Genomic DNA, 19270 nt, shown 5'->3' with positions numbered 1-19270 from the left:
ACGACAGGGGCAGGAAGTCATACCGGGCCGGGCGACCGAGGGTCCCCGGCTGGGGACGATCAAAAAGGTAACGGGGTTAGGTGGGGGTGGCTTCGGGGGCGCGGGAGGCTCGGCGTAGGCCGTAGAGGGCCAGGGTTGCGGCGGCTACCAGCGGGGCGCCGTCGCGGATCAGGCCGTCCAGGCCCAGCAGCCACCAGCACAGCGGAAGGTCCACCGCGAGTACGCCCAGCGTGACGACGACCAGCAGGCCCCGCGCCCAGTCCTTGCCTCGCATCAGGAACGCGGTGCAGAACAGCACGGCGTAGCTGGCCGCGATGCCGGCGCCGAACCAGAACAGCACGGCCGGCACGGCGGAGAGACGATCGTCCAGGATGGCGCCCCCGGCCACCAGCGCCGGCACCAGCATCAGCGGGCTGTAGGTGAACGCCGCCACGCGGCTGGTCAACAACCACGCGCTCACCTGCGGCCGGCGCGGAGGCGTCTCCCGCCACGAGATGCCGGTCTTGTCGATGACCAGTCGGGGCCGGTGCCGAACCAGGTGCCCGGCGAGGGCCGACGAGCGGTAGAGCAGCCAGACCACCGCCACACACAGAGCGGTGAGCGCGGCGAAGCCGAGCAGTCCCGGCAGCGGCGGCACTCCCTGCCGGGGCACGATCAGCCGGCCGACGGCGAAGATCGTGGTGACCGCGAGGATCAACCCGAACGGGCGGGCCACCGTCCGGCCCCTGCGCACGTGCCCGATCAGCAGCAGAAAGCCGAACGAGCGCAGCATGGCCCAGCCGGTGCGTACGGCCAGACCGAAGCCCTGCTCCGGGGCGTACCACCAATTGAGCAGCTCGACCACGACGGTGGCCGCCGCTGCCGTCGCGAGCAGGAGGGTGAGCGCGCGGACGGCGGACGGCCGCCGGACCTCGGTCTCGGCGGCCGTCCTCATGGGATCCGTTGTTGCCCGCGACGGGCGATGTTCACACCTGGCGCTGGGGTTGTGCCGCGTCCAGTCGGGCGCGCAGCGCGTCCAACTCGGCCCACAGCACGCCGGGCAGCTTGTCCCCGAACTTCTCGAACCACTCGGTGATCATCGGCAGCTCGTTGCGCCACTCGTCCGGGTCGACCTTCAGCGCGATCCGGACGTCCTCCGGGGTCATGTCCAGTCCCTCGACGTCGAGCGCGTCCTGCGCCGGGACCATGCCCACCGGGGTCTCGACCGCGTCGGCCGTGCCCTCGATCCGCTCGACGATCCACTTGAGCACCCGGGAGTTCTCGCCGAAGCCCGGCCACAGGAACGAGCCGTCCGGGTCCTTCCGGAACCAGTTGACGTAGTAGATCTTCGGCAGCTTGGCCTCGTCGCCGTCGGTGCCCTTGCCCATCTCGATCCAGTGCCGGAAGTAGTCGCCCGCGTGGTAGCCGATGAAGGGCAGCATCGCCATCGGGTCGCGGCGGACCACACCCACCGCGCCGGACGCGGCGGCCGTCGTCTCGGACGAGAGCGTCGCGCCCATGTAGACGCCGTGCACCCAGTCGCGGGCCTCGGTCACCAGCGGAATGGTGTCCTTGCGGCGGCCACCGAAGAGGATCGCGTCGATCGGTACGCCGTTCGGGTCGAAGTACTCGTCGGCGAGGATGGGGCACTGCGTGATCGGCGTGCAGAACCGGCTGTTCGCGTGCGAGGAGAGGCTGTCGCTCTCCGGTGTCCAGTCGTTGCCCTTCCAGTCGATCAGGTGCGCCGGGGGCTCCCCCATGCCCTCCCACCAGACGTCGCCGTCGTCGGTGAGGCCCACGTTGGTGAAGACCGAGTTGCCGCGGTCCAGCGTCCGCATGGCATTGGCGTTGGTCTTCCAGTCGGTGCCGGGCGCGACGCCGAAGAGGCCGTACTCCGGGTTGACCGCGTAGAGCCGGCCATCCGGGCCGAACCGCATCCAGGCGATGTCGTCGCCGATGGTCTCGACCTTCCAGCCCGGGATGGTCGGCTCCACCATGGCCAGGTTGGTCTTACCGCAGGCGGACGGGAAGGCCCCGGCGATGTGGTGGACCTTGCCCTCCGGCGAGGTGATCTTGAGGATGAGCATGTGCTCGGCGAGCCAACCCTCGTCCCGGCCCATCACGCTGGCGATACGCAGCGAGTAGCACTTCTTGCCGAGCAGCGAGTTGCCGCCGTACCCGGAGCCGTACGACCAGATCTCGCGGGTCTCCGGAAAGTGCGAGATGTACTTGGTCTCGTTGCAGGGCCACGGTACGTCCTGCTGGCCCGGAGCGAGCGGGGCGCCGATCGAGTGCAGCGCGTGCACGAAGTCCGCGTCGTCGCCCATCGCCTCGAGGATCGCCGCGCCCATCCGGGTCATGATGCGCATGGAGGCCACCACGTACGGGCTGTCGGTGATCTCGACGCCGAACATGGGGCTCTCGGCCTCGACCGGACCCATGACGAACGGAATGACGTACATGGTGCGACCACGCATCGAGCCGCGGTACAGATCGGTCATCGTCCGCTTCATCTCGGCCGGCGCCATCCAGTTGTTGGTGGGGCCGGCGTCCGCCTCGTCGACGGAGCAGATGAAGGTGCGCTCCTCGACCCGGGCGACGTCCGTCGGGTCGGTGCGCGCGTGGAACGAGTTCGGCTTCTTCTCCGGGTTCAACCGGATGAGGGTGCCGGCCTCGACCAGCTCATCGGTGAGGCGGCGCCACTCCTCGTCGGACCCGTCCACCCACACGACCCGGTCGGGGGTGGTCAGTTCCGCGACCTCACGAACCCAGGCAAGCAGTTTCGGATGGGACGTCGGGGCCTGATCGATACCCCGCACTACAGCCGGAGCAACCATGACACATCTCCTTGTGGTCGACGCTGACCGATCTATGGGATGCACGAGTCTCAGCGACGCGAAGCGCCGCCTTCGTGGAAACCTGGGATTGGGCTCAGCGTAAACCGGGCAGCCTTCCGAGTCAGTGGGACTGGTTGTGAAGAACTGCACAAGGTTCGGCCACGCTGCGGCATCACGATCTGATACCCGCTTTCCTGCGCAGTTTCACGCAAACTTGTTGTGCACCCCGGTCGACGCGTGTTGCGGTCGGGCCGTCAACCCACCCTGCCGACCGGTTCGCGGATTCCCGTTCCGAGCCGCGTCAGTCCTCCCTTCTGGTTACGCTGCGTTCATCGGCGGCACACCGGCTGACAGGGCCGCGATGGGCGACGATGTCCCCCTCGCCGTTGCTCCCCCGCCGACACCTCCACAGCCGGTAGGCTCGCCCCGTGGCCGCCACGATGACCGGGGAGCAACCGGGCCCCCGGCAGACCCGACCGGGTCTGGTCCGCGCACTGGTCGACCGTTTCGGTCACCTCGTGCGCGAGTTGAGCAAGTTCGCCACGGTGGGCGGGATCGCCTTCCTCGTCGACTTCGCGCTCTTCAACTACCTGACGACGGCGCGCGGCATGGAGCAGGTGACGGCCAAGACCATCTCGACGGTGATCGCCGCGACCTTCGCCTTCCTGGGCAACCGCTTCTGGACCTGGCGGCACCGCCAGCGCAGCAACCCGGCGCGGGAGTACGCGCTGTTCTTCTTCTTCAACGCTGTCGGCCTGGGGATCGCGGTGGGCTGCCTCGCGATCAGCCGGTACGGGCTCGGCAGCATCTGGCCCGCCGTCTTCCAGACCCAGCTAGCCGACAACATCGCCAGCTTCGTCGTGGGCACCGGCCTCGGGACGCTGTTCCGATTCTGGTCCTACCGGCGGTTCGTCTTCGTCGAAGCGGGAACTCCGGTCGTTCCGCAGGTGGAGGACGACCGGGATCACGGGGCGTGACCTGTCGCCCACCTCGTCCGGCCGGTGACCGCCGGCTCTACCGACTGCCCTAAGGTGTTTCGCATGCGTCTTGTCCGTCTGCTGCCTGAGCGCTGGCAGAAGTTCATCCACGAGGCGCTCAAATTCGGCATCGTCGGCGGCATCAACACCGTCATCAATTACGCGGTGTTCAATGTCCTTGCACTTACCGTTTTCGTCAACGGTCAGTTGAAGGCGACCGTGATCGCGACGATCGTCGCCACGATCACGTCGTATCTGATGAATCGCCACTGGACGTACCGGGATCGCCCGAAATCGGCGCTTCGCCGGGAGTACGTCCTGTTCTTCCTGTTCAACGGTGCCGGCCTGCTCATCGAACTGGGCGCGGTGGCCGGGGCCAAGTACGGCCTCGGCGTACACGGCCTGCTGGCGCTGAACGTGGCGAAGACCGCCGGTGTCCTGCTGGCCACCCTGTTCCGCTTCTGGTCCTACCGGACCTTCGTCTTCCAGCCCGTCACGCCCGACGAGGAAGCCACGAAGACCGAGCCGACCTGGCACGACATCCCGCGCGACGAGTGGGACACCATGGCCGAGATGGACCCGGTCGCCGAGCTGGCCGAATCGGTCTCCGAGCTGGAAGAGGCGCAGTCCGCTGACCGGCCCGGCCCGGCACCCGGCCCGACCGGCGCCGCCCCCGTGCAGGGGCGGCCGATGACCGCCGACCTGGACGCGGAACTCGCTGCGGAGCTGCACGCCGGCACGCGTCGCGCACCCCGCCGGTGACGGCTCCCACCCCCCGCTCCGGCACCGGAGCGGCCGCCGAGCTGTTCTTCGAGGACCTCGTCCCGGGGCTCACCGTCGACCTCGGGACGGTGACCGTCGACGGCGACGAGATGCGGGCCTTCGCCCGGCGCTTCGACCCGCAGTGGTACCACGTCGACCAGGAGCTGGCCGAGGCCAGTCAGTACGGCGGGGTCATCGCGAGCGGCTTCTACACGGTCAGCCTGTTCATGCGGGCGTACGTCGATCACCTGCTGTCCCGCGCGGCGGCGGACGCCTCCCCCGGCCTGGAGGAGTTGCGGTGGCTCGCCCCGGTCCGTGCCGGGGACCGTCTCGCCGTCCGGGTCGACGTGATGGGCGCGCGCCCCTCGGACGCTCGCGCGGGGCTTGGCACCGTCATCCTCACCGGCACCATGCTCCGCCTCGGCCCGGACAACCGGCCCGAGCAGGAGGTGCTGCGGACACGCTTCCGTGGCTGGTTCGCGCTACGGCCGGTCAAGACAGACCCCGAGGAGGCCGGGCCGTCCTCGACCGAACCGGCTCCGGCTCCCCCAGAACAGGCTGGGGCAGAGCCGGCCGGGTCGGAACAGACTTCGGCGGGGCCGGCGACGGCCGGGGCCGCTCAGCACACCTGACCACTCCGACCCCGGTCCTCGGGCCGGAGTGGCCAATGCCGATCGGCTCAGCTCGTGGTGTCGCGCAACGGCTTGCCCTCGCGCATGTCGGCGAGGATGTCGCGCATCTCCCCGTCGCCCAGCGAGTGCTTGTCGTGCTGCGCCTCGACCAGCTCGTAGAGGGTGGTCTGCACCCGGCCGACCCCCGGTACGTCCTTGAGCACCGACTGGCCGCGTTCGCCAGCGGACTCGATGGTGAGGGTGCCGCAGCCGAGCAGCCGCTCGAAGAAGTGCTGGTTCATCGAGTGGTCGTTGATCCGGGTGAGCGGAAGGTCCCGCCGGTCCCGGGAGAACACACCCTGCTGCAACAGCACGCGCTCGTTGGTGAACAGGTAATGGGTGGTACGCCAGACCAGGAACGGCCACAGACCGAGCCAGAGGACCGCGACCAGGCCGATCGCGCCGATCACGGCCAACGCGATCGAACCGCCGGAACTCTCGGGCAGCAGGAGCACGCCGACCACCACGGCGGCGATGGCGAGGACCAGCACCAGGATCGGCCGGACCAGAGCCTTCCAGTGCGGGTGTAGGTGGAGCACGACGTGCTCGTCCTTCGTGAGCACGTCTTCGGGGAACGCCACGACAACCTCCAACGCCTTTTCTTTGTCGCGCCGACCGTAAACCCCGAAAGCCACTCGGCGACATCCGCCACGCGGCCCCACCCGAGCTTCCGCGATCTTGCACTTTCGGTCGCCGTTACACGGCCTTGAGCCCGGTACGCCACGACAGCAAGTGCAAGATCGCCGCGAAGAGGGGCTCAGCGCAGGTGGAGGACGTCTCCGGCCGCTATGGATCGGGTTTCGGTGGAGGTGGTCAGCTGGAGTTGGCCGTCACTGTCGATGCCCGTTGCGGTGCCGGTGCGGGTCTCGCCGTTGGGCAGCAGGACCCGTACCTCGCGACCGATCGTCGCGCAGGACGCCACGTAGGCGTCGCGCAGGCCGCTCGCCTCGGCGTCCCCACCGGCGGTGCGCCAGCGGTCGTACCATTCCGCCACCGAGCGCAGCAGCGCCCGGAGCAGCGGATCCCGGTCGGTGGCCGCCGCGCCGGCCAGTTGCAGCGAGGTGGCCGGCAACCCGGTCGGGTTCACCGGCAGCTCGTCGGCCCGCAGGGTCACGTTGAGGCCGATGCCGAGGACGATGGCGGGCGGTTGGGCCGGCGAGCGCCCCGGCACCGCCTCGGCCAGCACACCGGCACACTTCGCGTCGCCGATCAGCAGATCGTTGGGCCACTTCAGGGCGGCGTCCAGCTCGGCCAGCCGGGCCACCGCCTCGACCAGCGCGACGCCCGCGAGAAGCGGCAGCCAGCCGTACCCCGTCGGTGGAACGGGCGCCCACCCACGGTCCGGCACGGCCTCGCCGGGCCGCAGCAGGACGCTGGTGGTGATCCCCGCGCGCGGCGGCGACTGCCAGACCCGACCGCGGCGACCCCGCCCGGCGGTCTGCCGCTCCGCGACCACGACCAGCCCTTCCGGCTCGCCCGCGGCGGCGGCCTCGGACACGTCCGCGTTCGTGGAGCCCGTCTCGGCGTGCAGCTCCAGGCGGGCCCAGGGTCCGTTCGGCGCGACCAGCGCGCGCCGCAGCCGGGCCGCCGACAGCGGCGGTCGGTCCAGATCGGTGTACGGGGAGCCCGGCATCCCGTCAGCCTACGGCGGCGAGCGGTGCCGGCGTTGAGGCGTACTGCACAGACGCTCCCACCTGAACCATCGTTATATTCCCTGGGTGACTACCGAGACCGGGACCAACATCCACAGCACTGCCGGCAAGCTGGCGGACCTGGAGCGCCGGGTCGACGAGGCGGTGCACGCCGGGTCGGCGCGCGCGGTCGAGAAGCAGCACGCCCGGGGCAAGAAGACCGCCCGCGAGCGGATCGACATGCTGCTCGACGAGGGTTCCTTCGTCGAGCTGGACGAGCTGGCCCGGCACCGGTCCACGGCCTTCGGGCTGGAGCGCAACCGCCCGTACGGCGACGGCGTGGTGACCGGCTACGGCACGGTCGACGGCCGGCAGGTGTGCGTCTTCGCCCAGGACTTCACCGTCTTCGGCGGCTCGCTCGGCGAGGTCTTCGGCGAGAAGATCGTCAAGGTGATGGACCTCGCCATGAAGATCGGTTGCCCGGTGATCGGCATCAACGACTCCGGCGGCGCCCGCATCCAGGAGGGCGTGGTGTCGCTCGGCCGGTACGGGGAAATCTTCTTCCGGAACGTGCGGGCGTCCGGGGTCATCCCGCAGATCTCGCTGGTGATGGGGCCCTGCGCCGGCGGCGCGGTCTACTCCCCGGCGGTCACCGACTTCACCGTCATGGTCGACCAGACCTCCCACATGTTCATCACCGGCCCCGACGTGATCAAGACGGTGACCGGCGAGGACGTCGGGATGGAGGAGCTGGGCGGGGCCCGTACGCACAACACGCGCAGCGGCAACGCGCACTACCTCGCCAGCGACGAGGACGACGCGGTCGACTACGTCAAGGCGCTGCTGTCGTACCTGCCGTCGAACAACCTCGACGAGCCGGTCGTCTTCTCCGTTGACGCGGATCTCGACGTCACCGACGAGGACCGTGAGCTGGACACGCTCATCCCGGACTCGGCCAACCAGCCGTACGACATCCGCACCGTCATCGAGCACGTCCTGGACGACGGGGAGTTCCTGGAGGTCCAGCCGCTCTACGCGCAGAACATCGTCATCGGCTACGGCCGGGTGGAGGGCCGGCCGGTCGGTGTGGTCGCCAACCAGCCGATGCACTTCGCCGGCACCCTGGACATCGCCGCCTCCGAGAAGGCGGCCCGGTTCGTGCGCACCTGCGACGCGTTCAACATCCCGGTGTTGACCTTCGTGGACGTGCCCGGCTTCCTGCCCGGCACCGGTCAGGAGTGGGACGGCATCATCCGCCGGGGCGCCAAGCTCATCTACGCGTACGCCGAGGCGACCGTCCCCAAGGTCACCGTGATCACCCGCAAGGCCTACGGCGGGGCGTACGACGTGATGGGCTCGAAGCACCTCGGCGCGGACCTGAACTTCGCGTGGCCGACCGCGCAGATCGCCGTGATGGGCGCGCAGGGAGCGGTGAACATCCTCTACCGCTCCGAGCTGGCCGGCGCCGAGGACCCGGCGGCGGTCCGGGCCCAGAAGATCGCCGAGTACGAGGACACCCTGGCCAACCCGTACGTGGCGGCCGAGCGCGGGTACGTCGACTCGGTGATCGCGCCGCACGAGACGCGTACCCAGATCGTCCGGGCGCTGCGCGTCCTGCGGACGAAGCGCGAGACCCTGCCCCCGAAGAAGCACGGCAACATCCCGCTCTGATCCCGGCGCCCGGTCGCGCTTGGCGCGGTCGCGCATCGGCTCGCTCCGGGCTGGTCGCGGTGGATCCGCGCAACTTCGGGGAAACTGCTGCTTCCCGGCGCCGGGAGGCAGCAACATCGCCGAAGTTGCACGGATCGAGCAGGGTCAGCAGGCCGGGTTGGCGGCGGCGCACATCCGGCGGGCGGCGATCTCCGCCAGGCGGCGCAGATCCAGCTCGGTGCCGGCCTGCCCCAGTCTGAGCACAGTGATCAGGTCACCAACCCGAACCACGGCGGTGGTGTCCGGCCGGGACGCCGAACCGATGGGCTCGCCCGTCTTCTGGTCGACGGGCTGCGTACCGGTGTGCCGCAGCAGCGCGGCCCCGTCGCCGGCGAAACCCCGCTGGACCACCGCCCAGCGGTGCGTTGCCATCCCGGTGCCCGTCGCGCCGCCCACCTCGTACTCTCCAACGCTGGTCCACTCGGCACACGGGGCGACCACGTCGTCCAGCGTGGCGAGAAGCTGGATGGCCGCGTCCGGGGTCAGCCGGAACAGATCCTGCGTGACCAGGCCATCCGATTGGATGAGGATCGGCGCCGCGCGTCTGGGCACGAACGTCTGCGAGCGGGACAGGATCGAATACGCCGTGCCGGCCGAGCGCCCCTGGCTTGTCCGGCAGGCCTCAAGCAGGTAATCCAGCCGGACCGGCTCGCCCAGCCCTGATTGGCTGAGCTGCACTTCGACCTGCTGCGACAGGTCGGCCGGCTGCAACAGGGCGTCGGTAGTGATCTCGTGCCGAGTAGGCGAAGCGGAGGGGGCAGCGGCCGGCGGGGACGGCGGCGGAGACGTCCTCGGGGCGGCGACCGCCACGGCGGAGACCCCGGCGAGAGCCAGTACGACGGTGGCCACCGCGATCCTGCGCTGGCTCCGGCGACGGGCTCTGACGCGGATCTCCTCCGGGGCAGGCCAGCGCACGTCCCGCAGCTCCCGCTGGATCTGTTTGACGAACGTCGGGTCGTCACGCATCGGTGGCCTCCTCCAGGTCAGAGACGGCGAGCAGGCCGGCGAGCGCGGTACGCCCCCGGGAGAGGCGGGCCTTGACCGTGCCGACCGGAGCGGCGGTCTCCCGCGCCACCTCGGCGACCGGCATACCGACCAGGTAGTACAGGGCGATGGCGACGCGCTGCTCCTCGGGCAGCCGGCGCAGGGCGGCGACCACCTCGACGGTGTCGGTGCCCGGCCCGGGGACGGTCTCGGTCGCCCCGTGCCGCAGGTACGCGCGGGCGCGACTACGCAGGCTGCGCCACCGGCTGACGGCGATGCGGCTGGCAACCACCCGCACCCAGGCCTCCGGGTCGTCGTACCCGCTGATCGTCGACCACCGCTGCCACGCCCGGATGTACGCCTCCTGCACCGCGTCCTGGGCCTCGACCCGGTCGCCGGTGAGGGCATAGACGAAACCGAGCAGCCGTTGTCGGCTCCCCCGGTAGAACTCGTCGAACCCGTCGACGTCCGGCACCCGTTACCTCCCCGTGTCGGTCGCAGGGAACACGCGCCGTGCGGGGCCTCCGGTTGCCCGGTTCAGGCGATCATCTTCTCCAGCTCGGCGAGCGGGAACGCGCCGGCCGCGATCCGTTGCCGCGCGGCCCGCCGTACCGCCCGCTGGACGGACACGTTCGCTGGCGTCGGTACGCCGTGCAGCCGGCCAAGTAACGCGATCTCCCCGTTGAGGTGGTCGACCTCGGTCGAGCCGGTGGCGCGGGCCAGGCTCTGCCAGGTGGAGCCTCCGGCCCGGTCGGCGCCGCCGACCGGGCGCTGCTGCACCAGGTCACCGCGTTCGGCCCGCTCCTCCGCCGGGGAGGTGTGCGGGATGCGGGCGGCGGCGAGCGCGGCGACGCCCTCGGCGCGTACCCGCTCGACGAGGGCGTCCGGGATGTCCTCCCCGAGCAGCGCCTGAAGGCCGTTGCCGAGGTTGCTGAGCAGCTTGCCGTACTTCCAGCGCAGCACGTCCTCGCGGACCGGCGCGACGAAACCGGCGGCGGTCAGGTCGGCGGCGATCGCCCGGTCGGTGTCGTCGGCGCCGCCCGGATAGCGGCCGATGTGGAGCATGCCGGGGTGCGGGTGTCCGTTCGCCACCACCACGCCCGGGTCCAGGTGGGTGGCCGGCAGCCAGACACAGACCGGATGCACATCGGCGAAGAGCCGCAGGGCGGCCCGCTCGTTCGCCACCCCGTTCTGCGCGGTGACCAGCGGCAGTCGCTCGCCGGCCGTACCACCGCCGGCGACCGGGGCGTCCACCCACGTCGCCAGCGCCGCCTCGGTGTCCTGCGACTTGACGGTGAGCACCAGCACCGTGTCGGCGGGCAGCGGCCGGTCACCCGGGCCGTCGACGGCGGCGAGCCGGGCGGTCACGTCGCCGTCGGGCTGCCGCAGCGTCAGGCCGCGCGCCCGGATCGCGTCCAGGTGCGCGCCGCGGGCCACCAGGGTCACGTCCCGGTCGGCCTGCGCCAGCCGTACGCCGATGGTCCCGCCAACCGCGCCCGCCCCGATGATCACATATCGCATGGGCCCCATTCTGCCCGGGCCCGCCCGACGCACCCCGTCGATCATGGAGTCATGGTGCCCGAATGCATATGGATTGCGGCTTTGGTGGCCCACCACAACTCCATGATCGACGGGGAGGCGGGGCGCGGGGGCGCGGGGGCGGGGCGGGGGCGAGGGGTTAGAGGGTTAGGCCGGCGTCGGTGAGGATGGGGCCGGTTAGCAGCAGGGCGCCGGCCACCAGGGCGACCAGGTTGACCAGGGCGAAGACCGTGACCCAGAAGAACGCCGGGAACGGGGTCAGCCCCGCGAGCTGGTCGGCGTCGGAGGCGGGCATCCGGCCACGCGCGCGCAGGCGTTGCAGCTCCACCACCGGCCGCACCCCGCCGAGCAGCAGGAACCACACCCCGGTGTACGCGAACGCGGCCTGCACCTGCGGCGCCGCGTACCACGAGACGACGAACACCAGCGCCCCGGTGACCAGCAGCGACACCACGCCGAACGCATTGCGGATCATGACCAGCATGGCGAGCAGCAGCACCACCGCGACCCAGAGCAGCAGGGTGATCCGGTTACCGCCGAGCAGCCAGGCGCCGGCCAACCCGATCAGCGGCGGGGCGACGTACCCGGCGAGCAGGGTCAGGATCATGCCCGGCCCGGTGGGCCGACCGGCGGAGAGCGTCAGCCCGGACGTGTCCGAGTGCAGCCGGATGCCACGCAGCTTGCGACCGGTGAGCAGAGCGACGAGCGCGTGCCCGCCCTCATGGGCGATGGTGATGGCGTTGCGGGCGATCCGCCAGGGCAGCCGGGTGGACACCACCACCAGCGCGATGACCGCGGTGATCAGCACCAGCAGCGGGGGCGGGTCCGGCTGCGCGCCGAACAGCGTGTCCCACATCTCGCCCAGTCCGTCGATCGACATCATGGGGCGCGAGCCTACCGGCGGCGTTCCGTGTCGCTGTCGAGGCACCGGCTCGTATCCTGTGAGACTGATCGGGTGGCGAGTGAAGCGGGAGGTGAGGGCCAATGAGCGCGGAACCCCTGGGACACCACGTCGGGCTCTGGACCGAGGCCGACTATTTCGCCCTGGGTGAGACCCCGGACCGAATCGAGCTGCTCGACGGGAGCCTGATCGTGAGGCCTGCGCCGAGCAAGCGGCACCAGCTGGTGTCGTGGGAACTGGTCTACAGCCTGCGTCGTGCGGTGAGGCCACGACCCCTCCTCGTTTTCGAGGCGGTCAACGTTCGGCTTGGGCCGGACCGGATAGTCATCCCGGACGTCGTCGTCGCAGACACCGACGACGAGGGCACGGCGGTGGAGGCCGCCGAAGTGGTGTTGGTATGCGAGATCGTCTCGCCCGGCAACGCTGCTGCTGACCGCCTGGTCAAGATGCAGCTCTACGCGATCGCGCGAATCCCCTGGTACCTGCTGGTCGAGCAGGACGGTGGCGGTCACTCGTTGCGCCTCTACCGGCTCGACGGCGAGCACTACGTCGAGGACCAGGTCGCCAAGGCCGGCGAGACGTTGAGCATCGCGGAACCGTTCCGCTGGCAGCTCGACCCGGCCACGCTGCGCTGATCCGTTCGAATCCCGCCACCGGGCGATCGCAGCCCATCGATGAAAGTTTCCTCTACAACTCTTGCAATCAAGGGCACTTAGCTCCAAAGATGGGCGTCAATAGACCGGCGTCCCTGGAGGCACTCATGGCCCGTACCCGATCATCGCTGCGCCGCGCGCTCGCGGCCGGCCTCACCGTCCTCGCCACCGCGGCGGCGACCCTGGTCGCGACCGCCGGCCCAGCGGCGGCGGCCACCACCGCCGGCGTCGACGTGTCCCACTACCAGGGCAGCATCAACTGGACCAGTGTCCGGAACGCGGGCATCGAGTTCGCCTTCATCAAGGCGACCGAGGGCACCAGCGTCAAGGACTCCGCCTTCAACGCGAACTACGTCAACGCCTACAACGCCGGGGTGATCCGCGGGGCGTACCACTTCGCCCGGCCGAACATCTCCGCCGGCTCGACCCAGGCCAACTACCTGGCCTCCAACGGTGGCGCGTGGTCGGCGGACAGCCGCACCCTGCCGGCGGCGCTGGACATCGAGGCAAACCCGTACAGCGGCGGCTACTGCTACGGACTCAGCACGACCGGCATGCGTAACTGGGTGCAGGACTTCCTGAACACCTACCGCTCGCGCACCGGCCGGTACGCGGTCATCTACACCACCACGAGCTGGTGGAACCAGTGCACCGGCAGTTGGACCGGCCCGTGGGCCAACCACCCGCTGTGGCTGGCCCGCTGGTCGAGCACCCCGGGCGCACTGCCGGCCGGCGCTCCGGTGTGGAGCTTCTGGCAGTACACCAGCAGCGGCGCCGTCTCCGGGATCAGCGGCAACGTGGACCGCAACTACTGGAACGGCGACCGGAGCCGCCTCATCGCCCTCGCGAACAACACCTGATCGGGCCGTTGGCGGCAGCGGGATCGACTATCACCTCGCGGTGCACAATCGGTCCGGCTGCCGCCACACCACCGGTTACGGTCAGGCCCGCCGTCGGCTCAGGGCCGGCACCTGGCTCTCCTCGGAGGCAAGCGCACCCCGCCGGGTCAGCCGCCACAGGCCGACCCCGCCGACGGCAACGGTCACGACGCTGAGCAGTGCGATGAACACCGGCATTCCCACGGCGACCAGCAGCAGGACCGCGTCGCCGAAGGCGACGAGCATCCACAGTGCCAGCCGGGGCTTGGCGTCCCTCCGTCGGTAACCCATGTCGTACCTCCTTCCGTCGTCGAAGGTCATGTACCCACGACAACGGAAAGTCATGCGAATGAGTTTCAGTCCTTGCGGTCGGGCACGAAGCCCTTGGCGACCCGGTCAAAGTTCGGCAGATTGGCCTGCCAGTCCTTGTCCGCGATCTCCCACCGCAGGGCGTACCCACGGTTGCTGGCCGTCACGAACCCGCGGTTACGGACGTGGATCCGCTGCCCGTCACGGGTCTCCAGCCACTCCCAGTCGCCGCAGGTCTTCCAGAAGTTGCACGGCTTGATGCTGAGGTACTGGTAGTTCTTGACAAAGTTCTTGCGGTTCGGCTCCTGCTCCCGCCAGTCCGCGACCGCATCGTCCGCCGGCGTGGGGGTCCACTGCACCAGCAGCTCGCCCGGCCCGTTGGACTGGTCGAAGACCACGGTGCTGCCATCGGGCTGGCTACGGACCCACCCGTCGGGGATCGGCAGCGTGAAGCCGGCCGGATCCTTGTGCAGCTTCCAGCCTGCCGGCAGTGCGTTCGGGTCCACGGACGGCGTGGCCGACGGAGTCGGGCTGGGAGGGGCGCTCGTCGGCGGGGGCGCCGCCGGGGCGGTCGTCGGCGCGGCCCCGGTCGTCGCGGCGGCAGTCGTCGGGTCGGCCTGCTGGGTGCCGTCGTCGTCGCCCTTGGTCAGCATCGGCACGATCACCACCAGGCCGACCAGCAGCAGGGCCACCAGCGCACCGATCAGCACGTTCCGGCGGGTGTTGTTCGGCTTCGTACCCTCAAACTGCGGGACCGCCGCGCGCCCCGCCGGACCCACCGGCGGCATGACCGACGTGGGCGTCGAGGGTTTGCGCTGCTCCGGCGCGACCGGCGGCGGGCCGTCGACGGCCGTCGGCTCGTCGTCGCCGTCCGTCGTACCGTCGCTGCTCGCATCGCTCCCGGCGGACACCACGGCGGTCGGCTCGGCCGGCGGCGGGGCCGGGCGGTCGATCGTCGCGGTCGGCTCGGCCGGCACCGTTGCCGTCGGCTCGGCGTTCGCGCCGGCCGGCACGACCTCCGTCGGCGTCGCGTCGGCCACCGCCGGCCCGGCCGCGGCTGGGGCTACCGGCGGCGGGGTACGCGGAGCAGGCGGCGACACCGGACGATCGGTGACCTCCTCGGCCGGCCGTGGTGCCGGCACGAGCGGCGGGCGCGGCTCACGCGGGCCGTTCGGCCCCGGCCGGCGTACGCCGTCGAGCAGTGAGATCCCCCGCGTCCGCTTGCCACCCGCGCGGCGCAGCAACCGCTCCGCCACCTCTGCGGTGATGCGCTCCTTCGGGTCCTTCTGAAGCAGCCCGGTGAGGACCGCCTTCAGTGGACCGGCGTTCTTCGGCGGCGGCATCGGCTCGGTGGCCAACGCGGCCAGCGTGGCGATCGCGGACGGCCGCGCGTACGGCGACTTGCCCTCCACCGCCGCGTACAGCGTCGCGCCCAGCGACCAGAGGTCGGCCTCCGGCCCGGCGGTGCCCTCCCGGGCCCGCTCCGGCGAGATGTACGCGGGTGAGCCGAGCACCATGCCGGTACGGGTCACGTTCGGGTCACCGGGGATCGTGGCGAGACCGAAATCTGTCAACACCACCCGGCCGTCCTCGCCCAGCAGCACGTTGCCCGGCTTGACGTCGCGGTGCATGACGCCAGCCTTGTGCGCCGCGTTCAACGCGCCGAGCACGCCCAGGCCGATCTCGATCGTCTGGGCCACCGACACCGGCCCGTCCTCGGCGAGGGTGTCCTGCAACGACCTCGACGCCACGTACTCCATGACGATCCACGGGTCGCCGTCGGTCCGCAGGACGTCGAAGATGCGTACCACGTTGACGTGGTTCAGCCGGGCGATGGCACGCGCCTCGCGCAGCGACCGCTCCCGCATCTCGCGGCGTTCCTCGTCGGTGAGGCCGGGCGGCGGCACCAACTCCTTGATGGCGACGTCCCGGTGCAACACCTCGTCGCGCGCCTTCCACACCCGACCCATGCCGCCCTGGCCGAGCGGCGACAGAAGCCGGTATCGGTCAGCGACGAGTTGGGGAAGCGCGTTCGACATCGCTGAGACGGTACCCGGACCCGCCGACGGTCACACCGCCGGCACGCCACTGTGCGTGTGACGTGAGTTCGGGCCGCGTACCCTGGCGGCATGCCTGCCGAAGAGCCGCTGTTCCGGGTCGTCCGCGGCGTGCCCACCGCCGAGGAATTGGCCGCCCTGGTCGGGGCGGTCATCGTGCGGTCCCGACCGGCTACCGCACCCGCGCCGGCGGCCACGTCCGCCTGGGCGCGCAGCGGCCGGCCGGTCCGCCCCGACACCTGGCGCGCCTCCGGTCTGCCTCGCTGACCCCGGTTCCCATTCCGGGGGCTGCCAGGATGGCGCGTAGCCGTTAATCTCACTGAGGGAAACGGTGCGGTGACGGACAGGGAGGGTCGATGATCCCCGAAGAGGACCAGCCGGCGCCCTGGCTGCACGACTACGGCGGCATCGAGGCCGACATCCGTCAACTCCGCGAGTTCGCCGACCGGCTCGCCGCCGAGGTCGAAAGCAACTACGCGCCCCACCTGCCGTACATCGCCGAAGACATGTCCGCGAAGGTGCCCAACCCCTGCGACGCGTTCGTCGAACTGGTCACCTTCCTGCACGCCCACCACGAGACGCAGCAGGCCACGACCGACATGGTGTACGCCCTCCGTGGTGCCACGGGCCACCTGGCCGCCGTCGCCGACCGGGTCGCCACCCAGTACGCCGACAGCGACGCCTTCTCCGCCGCCCGCGCCGTGGACGTCAAACACGCCCTCGCCGACCCGGGAACCGTCCTGCCCGGCAGCCGGACGCCGACACTGAGCGACCCCACCGGCCCCGACAGCGAAAGGCCGGTGGTCCTCCCGTGATCGAGCGTGGTGGCGGCCGCACCTCCGGCCAGACCGACTGGCACCTGATGGACCTCAACAGCATGTGGGCGTGCCTCCAGGACCACGACACCACCAACCACTGGAAACAGGTCGCCGGCTGGCGCAAGGTCTGCGACCTGGCCCAGATCCACCTCGGCCGACTTCAGGAGTACCGGCGGGGCCTCGCCGAGGCATGGCCGCCCGAAACCAGCGCCGCCTCCGGCACGTACCTCGCCCAACTCGATGACCTGATCGCCAAGGTGCGACACACCCACGACGCAGCCGCCGCCAACTACACCGCACTGTCCGCCGCCACCCAGGCCATCGGCACCACCAGGGCCGAGCTTCGCAAGCTCCACGAGGAGTACGCGGTCAAGCTCAAACACAAGCAGGCGTACGAGGCGACAGCCGCCGACCCCAAGGCGGTCATGGGCAATCGGGTCGTGGACGCTCCGGTGACGGACAGCGACCTGGAACGGCTGAACGTGCAGGCACGGGCGATGATGTTCAGCCTGAGTGGCGAACTACAACAAGCCCAAGCCATCCTCCAAAAACCCCCAGCAACAGCGAGAATTTCGAGGCAACCCAATAACTCTGACGCATACGGTGACCAGATACCTCCTGCCATACCTCCAATCACGTCAGTGCCTCTGCCTACATCGACGGGCATTTCCTCAACCCAAGCTCCGCAGAAAATACCCCTCCAGGCTTCTCCGCCGGTGCCGGCGATAGGCCCTGTGCTAGGTGGCGTAGTCGCTGAAAAATCGCCACAACCGAGCACGAATTTGCCAGTGAGTCAATTGCCGGGATCTTCAATCGGAGCAGGGGGAATACCCACGCCATCTCCACCATCAGGAGTAATAGGGTCACCGCTAGGGCCCGATCGAGGACCGGTCCGCGCGCTAGATCGATCACGCGGCGGAGCAGCCGACGTGAATCAATTACACCCCCCGAGCCCTGGACGCTCCACACCCCCTGCCGGCGGCATTATCGGAGGAACCCCAGGTATGGCACCCACGCCACCCACCACACCCCGGCGGGTCAATCCGGTCGGAGGAGTTATCGGTGGCGGTGCCGCCGGAACTTCCCCGACTGGCGCAGCGGGCACTCGTCCCAGCGGTGGACGCGGCTCGCACGGGAGCCCTAACAGCCCTCTTGGCGGAGCACCCCTATACAACAATTCTGAACCCGTGCAGGGCCGGCCAGGAATGAGACAAAACCCTCGCCATTGGGACCCTGACCATCCCTGGGAAACGCAAGAGGGCGTGCCGCCAGTAGTACTGCCTCCCGAGGAGGGGCCTATTGACCCCGGACCCGCTATTGGGTTCGGCCGGTGATCTGGCCGCTTCGATGTGGCAATCTTGGTCTCACTCTAATCCTGGCGTTATTTCCTAGTGGGTTCGCACAAATACCACGTGATGCTGATCTAGTGCGAGGCGACCAATGGCATCTACCCTTCCTACACATCTCCGAGGCTCACTTGGTGAGCCAAGGTTCCGGTGTGATCGTGGCAGTTCCGGACACAGGAGTCGACCCTCATCCTGACTTGCGCGAAAACCTCCTTGCCGGGACGGACGTAATTCCCGGAGGGAGCGGTGACGGACGCAGGGATCAGGATAGCCATGGTACGTCTATGGCAGGATTAATTGCCTCCCATGGATCGGCAGGTAATCGAGGTGCGCTGGGAGTCGCCCCAAAGGCGAAAATTCTGCCAATCTTTGATACCCAACCTGGCGGTATCGGCGAAGCGGACGCCTTGGCGATCGGAATTGAGTTCGCTATCACTAACGGCGCGGACATCATCAGTATCTCCGCCGTCGCCGGAGCAAGCGTCAGGCTTCAGCAAGCACTAGAAGCTGCTTTGGATGCCAACATTGTAGTCGTGGCCGCAGCAGGCAACTGGCCGCCAGACGCCGGAGTCCGTTACCCAGCAACTGAAGGAGGAGTGATTGCTGTTGGCGGCGTTGACCGCGCTGGACAGCATGCCGCCGTTTCGGTTACTGGACCGGAAGTCGATGTGGTCGCGCCTGCGGTCGATATCTACAGCACCAGTTATGGCGGGAAGTATTCGAAGGGCACGGGAACGTCGAGTGCAACGGCGATTGTGGCCGGGGCGGCGGCGTTGATCAGATCGAAGTATCCCTACCTGCCGGCGCAGGAAGTGGCCCACCGACTTACGGCCACGGCCGTCGACAAAGGCCCGCCCGGCCGGGACGATGAGTACGGGTACGGCTTGATCGATCTTGTGGCGGCACTGACGGCGGACGTACCTCCGCTGGGGTTTGAATCGGTAAGCGCGCCAGCCGGCACGGCCGATGCTCGGCCGAGCGAGGATGGCGGCTCGGCGGTTCGGGGCTTTGCCACCCTTGGCGTGATCGTCGCCGTCGGGGTTGGGTGGGCCTTCGTGGCACGGCGTCGGCGGCGCGGGGATGATCCGCCGCCCAGAATCAGTCGCTAGGCGTGCCGGGCGTCTCGATCGACTCGGGTTCCTTGAGGTTGGGGTGTCCGATGGGTTGGGATGCCGCGGTTTGCTGGAAGCTGAGTGGATCACGGCCGAGGGCGCCTCG

Annotated in this window: 19 protein-coding genes; 9 read left to right on the top strand and 10 right to left on the bottom strand. The window is 69.6% G+C overall.

What is annotated here, in order from left to right; genetic code table 11:
• Positions 1-76: 76 nt before the first annotated feature.
• Positions 77-934 (bottom strand): hypothetical protein, encoded by an 858-nt coding sequence (locus ACLQ25_RS27660; RefSeq protein ID WP_425733693.1) that lies wholly within the window; start codon positions 932-934, stop codon positions 77-79.
• Between the two features lie 31 nt (positions 935-965).
• On the bottom strand, positions 966-2816 hold the full coding sequence (locus tag ACLQ25_RS27655) for a phosphoenolpyruvate carboxykinase (GTP) (protein WP_425733692.1): 1851 nt from the start codon (positions 2814-2816) through the stop codon (positions 966-968).
• Positions 2817-3256: 440 nt separating this feature from the next.
• Between ACLQ25_RS27655 and ACLQ25_RS27650 the strand changes: the two genes are divergently transcribed.
• The 3 genes from ACLQ25_RS27650 (at position 3257) to ACLQ25_RS27640 (ending at position 5187) form a co-directional block, all read left to right on the top strand.
• Positions 3257-3793, top strand: a complete 537-nt coding sequence (locus ACLQ25_RS27650; protein WP_425733697.1) for a GtrA family protein — start codon at positions 3257-3259, stop codon at positions 3791-3793.
• Between the two features lie 63 nt (positions 3794-3856).
• Positions 3857-4555 carry a GtrA family protein gene (locus tag ACLQ25_RS27645; RefSeq protein ID WP_425733696.1) on the top strand — a complete coding sequence of 233 codons (699 nt, stop codon included), beginning with the start codon at positions 3857-3859 and terminating at the stop codon, positions 4553-4555.
• Entirely contained in the window at positions 4552-5187 is a 636-nt protein-coding gene (locus ACLQ25_RS27640; RefSeq protein ID WP_425733691.1) for a MaoC/PaaZ C-terminal domain-containing protein, read from the top strand. The genes ACLQ25_RS27645 and ACLQ25_RS27640 overlap by 4 nt, the downstream gene beginning before the upstream one ends.
• A gap of 47 nt (positions 5188-5234) precedes the next feature.
• Here the strand turns inward: ACLQ25_RS27640 and ACLQ25_RS27635 are convergent, their stop codons facing one another.
• On the bottom strand, positions 5235-5807 hold the full coding sequence (locus tag ACLQ25_RS27635; protein WP_396800933.1) for a PH domain-containing protein: 573 nt from the start codon (positions 5805-5807) through the stop codon (positions 5235-5237).
• Positions 5808-5983: 176 nt separating this feature from the next.
• Positions 5984-6859 (bottom strand): biotin--[acetyl-CoA-carboxylase] ligase, encoded by an 876-nt coding sequence (locus ACLQ25_RS27630; RefSeq protein WP_425733690.1) that lies wholly within the window; start codon positions 6857-6859, stop codon positions 5984-5986.
• Between the two features lie 85 nt (positions 6860-6944).
• On the opposite strand from ACLQ25_RS27630, the gene ACLQ25_RS27625 reads away from it, so the two are divergent.
• Positions 6945-8528, top strand: coding sequence for an acyl-CoA carboxylase subunit beta (locus ACLQ25_RS27625; RefSeq protein WP_425733689.1), 1584 nt, complete (start codon positions 6945-6947; stop codon positions 8526-8528).
• Positions 8529-8672: 144 nt separating this feature from the next.
• Here the strand turns inward: ACLQ25_RS27625 and ACLQ25_RS27620 are convergent, their stop codons facing one another.
• From ACLQ25_RS27620 to ACLQ25_RS27605, 4 genes are all read right to left on the bottom strand, one after another.
• Positions 8673-9533, bottom strand: a complete 861-nt coding sequence (locus tag ACLQ25_RS27620; RefSeq protein WP_425733688.1) for a hypothetical protein — start codon at positions 9531-9533, stop codon at positions 8673-8675.
• A complete protein-coding gene (locus ACLQ25_RS27615; RefSeq protein ID WP_357130238.1) occupies positions 9526-10026 on the bottom strand; it encodes a SigE family RNA polymerase sigma factor in 501 nt (166 codons plus the stop codon). Before ACLQ25_RS27615 ends, ACLQ25_RS27620 begins: the two co-directional genes overlap by 8 nt.
• 62 nt (positions 10027-10088) lie before the next feature.
• Positions 10089-11072 carry a ketopantoate reductase family protein gene (locus ACLQ25_RS27610; RefSeq protein WP_425733687.1) on the bottom strand — a complete coding sequence of 328 codons (984 nt, stop codon included), beginning with the start codon at positions 11070-11072 and terminating at the stop codon, positions 10089-10091.
• 157 nt (positions 11073-11229) lie between these two features.
• Positions 11230-11973: a M50 family metallopeptidase gene (locus ACLQ25_RS27605; RefSeq protein ID WP_425733686.1), complete on the bottom strand. Its 744-nt coding sequence runs from the start codon at positions 11971-11973 to the stop codon at positions 11230-11232.
• Positions 11974-12074: 101 nt separating this feature from the next.
• Between ACLQ25_RS27605 and ACLQ25_RS27600 the strand changes: the two genes are divergently transcribed.
• Positions 12075-12626, top strand: a complete 552-nt coding sequence (locus tag ACLQ25_RS27600; RefSeq protein ID WP_425733685.1) for a Uma2 family endonuclease — start codon at positions 12075-12077, stop codon at positions 12624-12626.
• 125 nt (positions 12627-12751) lie between these two features.
• Positions 12752-13504, top strand: a complete 753-nt coding sequence (locus tag ACLQ25_RS27595; RefSeq protein ID WP_357130422.1) for a GH25 family lysozyme — start codon at positions 12752-12754, stop codon at positions 13502-13504.
• An 81-nt stretch (positions 13505-13585) separates the two neighbouring features.
• On the opposite strand, the gene ACLQ25_RS27590 is transcribed toward ACLQ25_RS27595, so the two are convergent.
• Both ACLQ25_RS27590 and ACLQ25_RS27585 read right to left on the bottom strand, forming a co-directional pair.
• Positions 13586-13813 carry a hypothetical protein gene (locus ACLQ25_RS27590; RefSeq protein WP_425733684.1) on the bottom strand — a complete coding sequence of 76 codons (228 nt, stop codon included), beginning with the start codon at positions 13811-13813 and terminating at the stop codon, positions 13586-13588.
• 65 nt (positions 13814-13878) lie between these two features.
• Entirely contained in the window at positions 13879-15870 is a 1992-nt protein-coding gene (locus ACLQ25_RS27585) for a protein kinase domain-containing protein (protein WP_425733683.1), read from the bottom strand.
• Between the two features lie 90 nt (positions 15871-15960).
• Between ACLQ25_RS27585 and ACLQ25_RS27580 the strand changes: the two genes are divergently transcribed.
• The 3 genes from ACLQ25_RS27580 to ACLQ25_RS27570 all read left to right on the top strand — a co-directional run bounded on the left by ACLQ25_RS27580 (position 15961) and on the right by ACLQ25_RS27570 (position 19161).
• On the top strand, positions 15961-16155 hold the full coding sequence (locus ACLQ25_RS27580; RefSeq protein ID WP_425733682.1) for an acyl-CoA carboxylase epsilon subunit: 195 nt from the start codon (positions 15961-15963) through the stop codon (positions 16153-16155).
• Between the two features lie 89 nt (positions 16156-16244).
• Positions 16245-16703, top strand: coding sequence for a hypothetical protein (locus tag ACLQ25_RS27575; RefSeq protein ID WP_425733681.1), 459 nt, complete (start codon positions 16245-16247; stop codon positions 16701-16703).
• 1429 nt (positions 16704-18132) lie between these two features.
• Positions 18133-19161 (top strand): S8 family serine peptidase, encoded by a 1029-nt coding sequence (locus tag ACLQ25_RS27570; RefSeq protein ID WP_425733680.1) that lies wholly within the window; start codon positions 18133-18135, stop codon positions 19159-19161.
• Positions 19162-19270: the final 109 nt, after the last annotated feature.

The sequence above is a fragment of the Micromonospora sp. DT44 genome, assembly GCF_049841635.1.
Classification (GTDB): Bacteria; Actinomycetota; Actinomycetes; order Mycobacteriales; family Micromonosporaceae; genus Micromonospora.
Note: the sequence above shows the minus strand (reverse complement) of the source record. Positions and strands in the feature narration are given on the sequence as shown.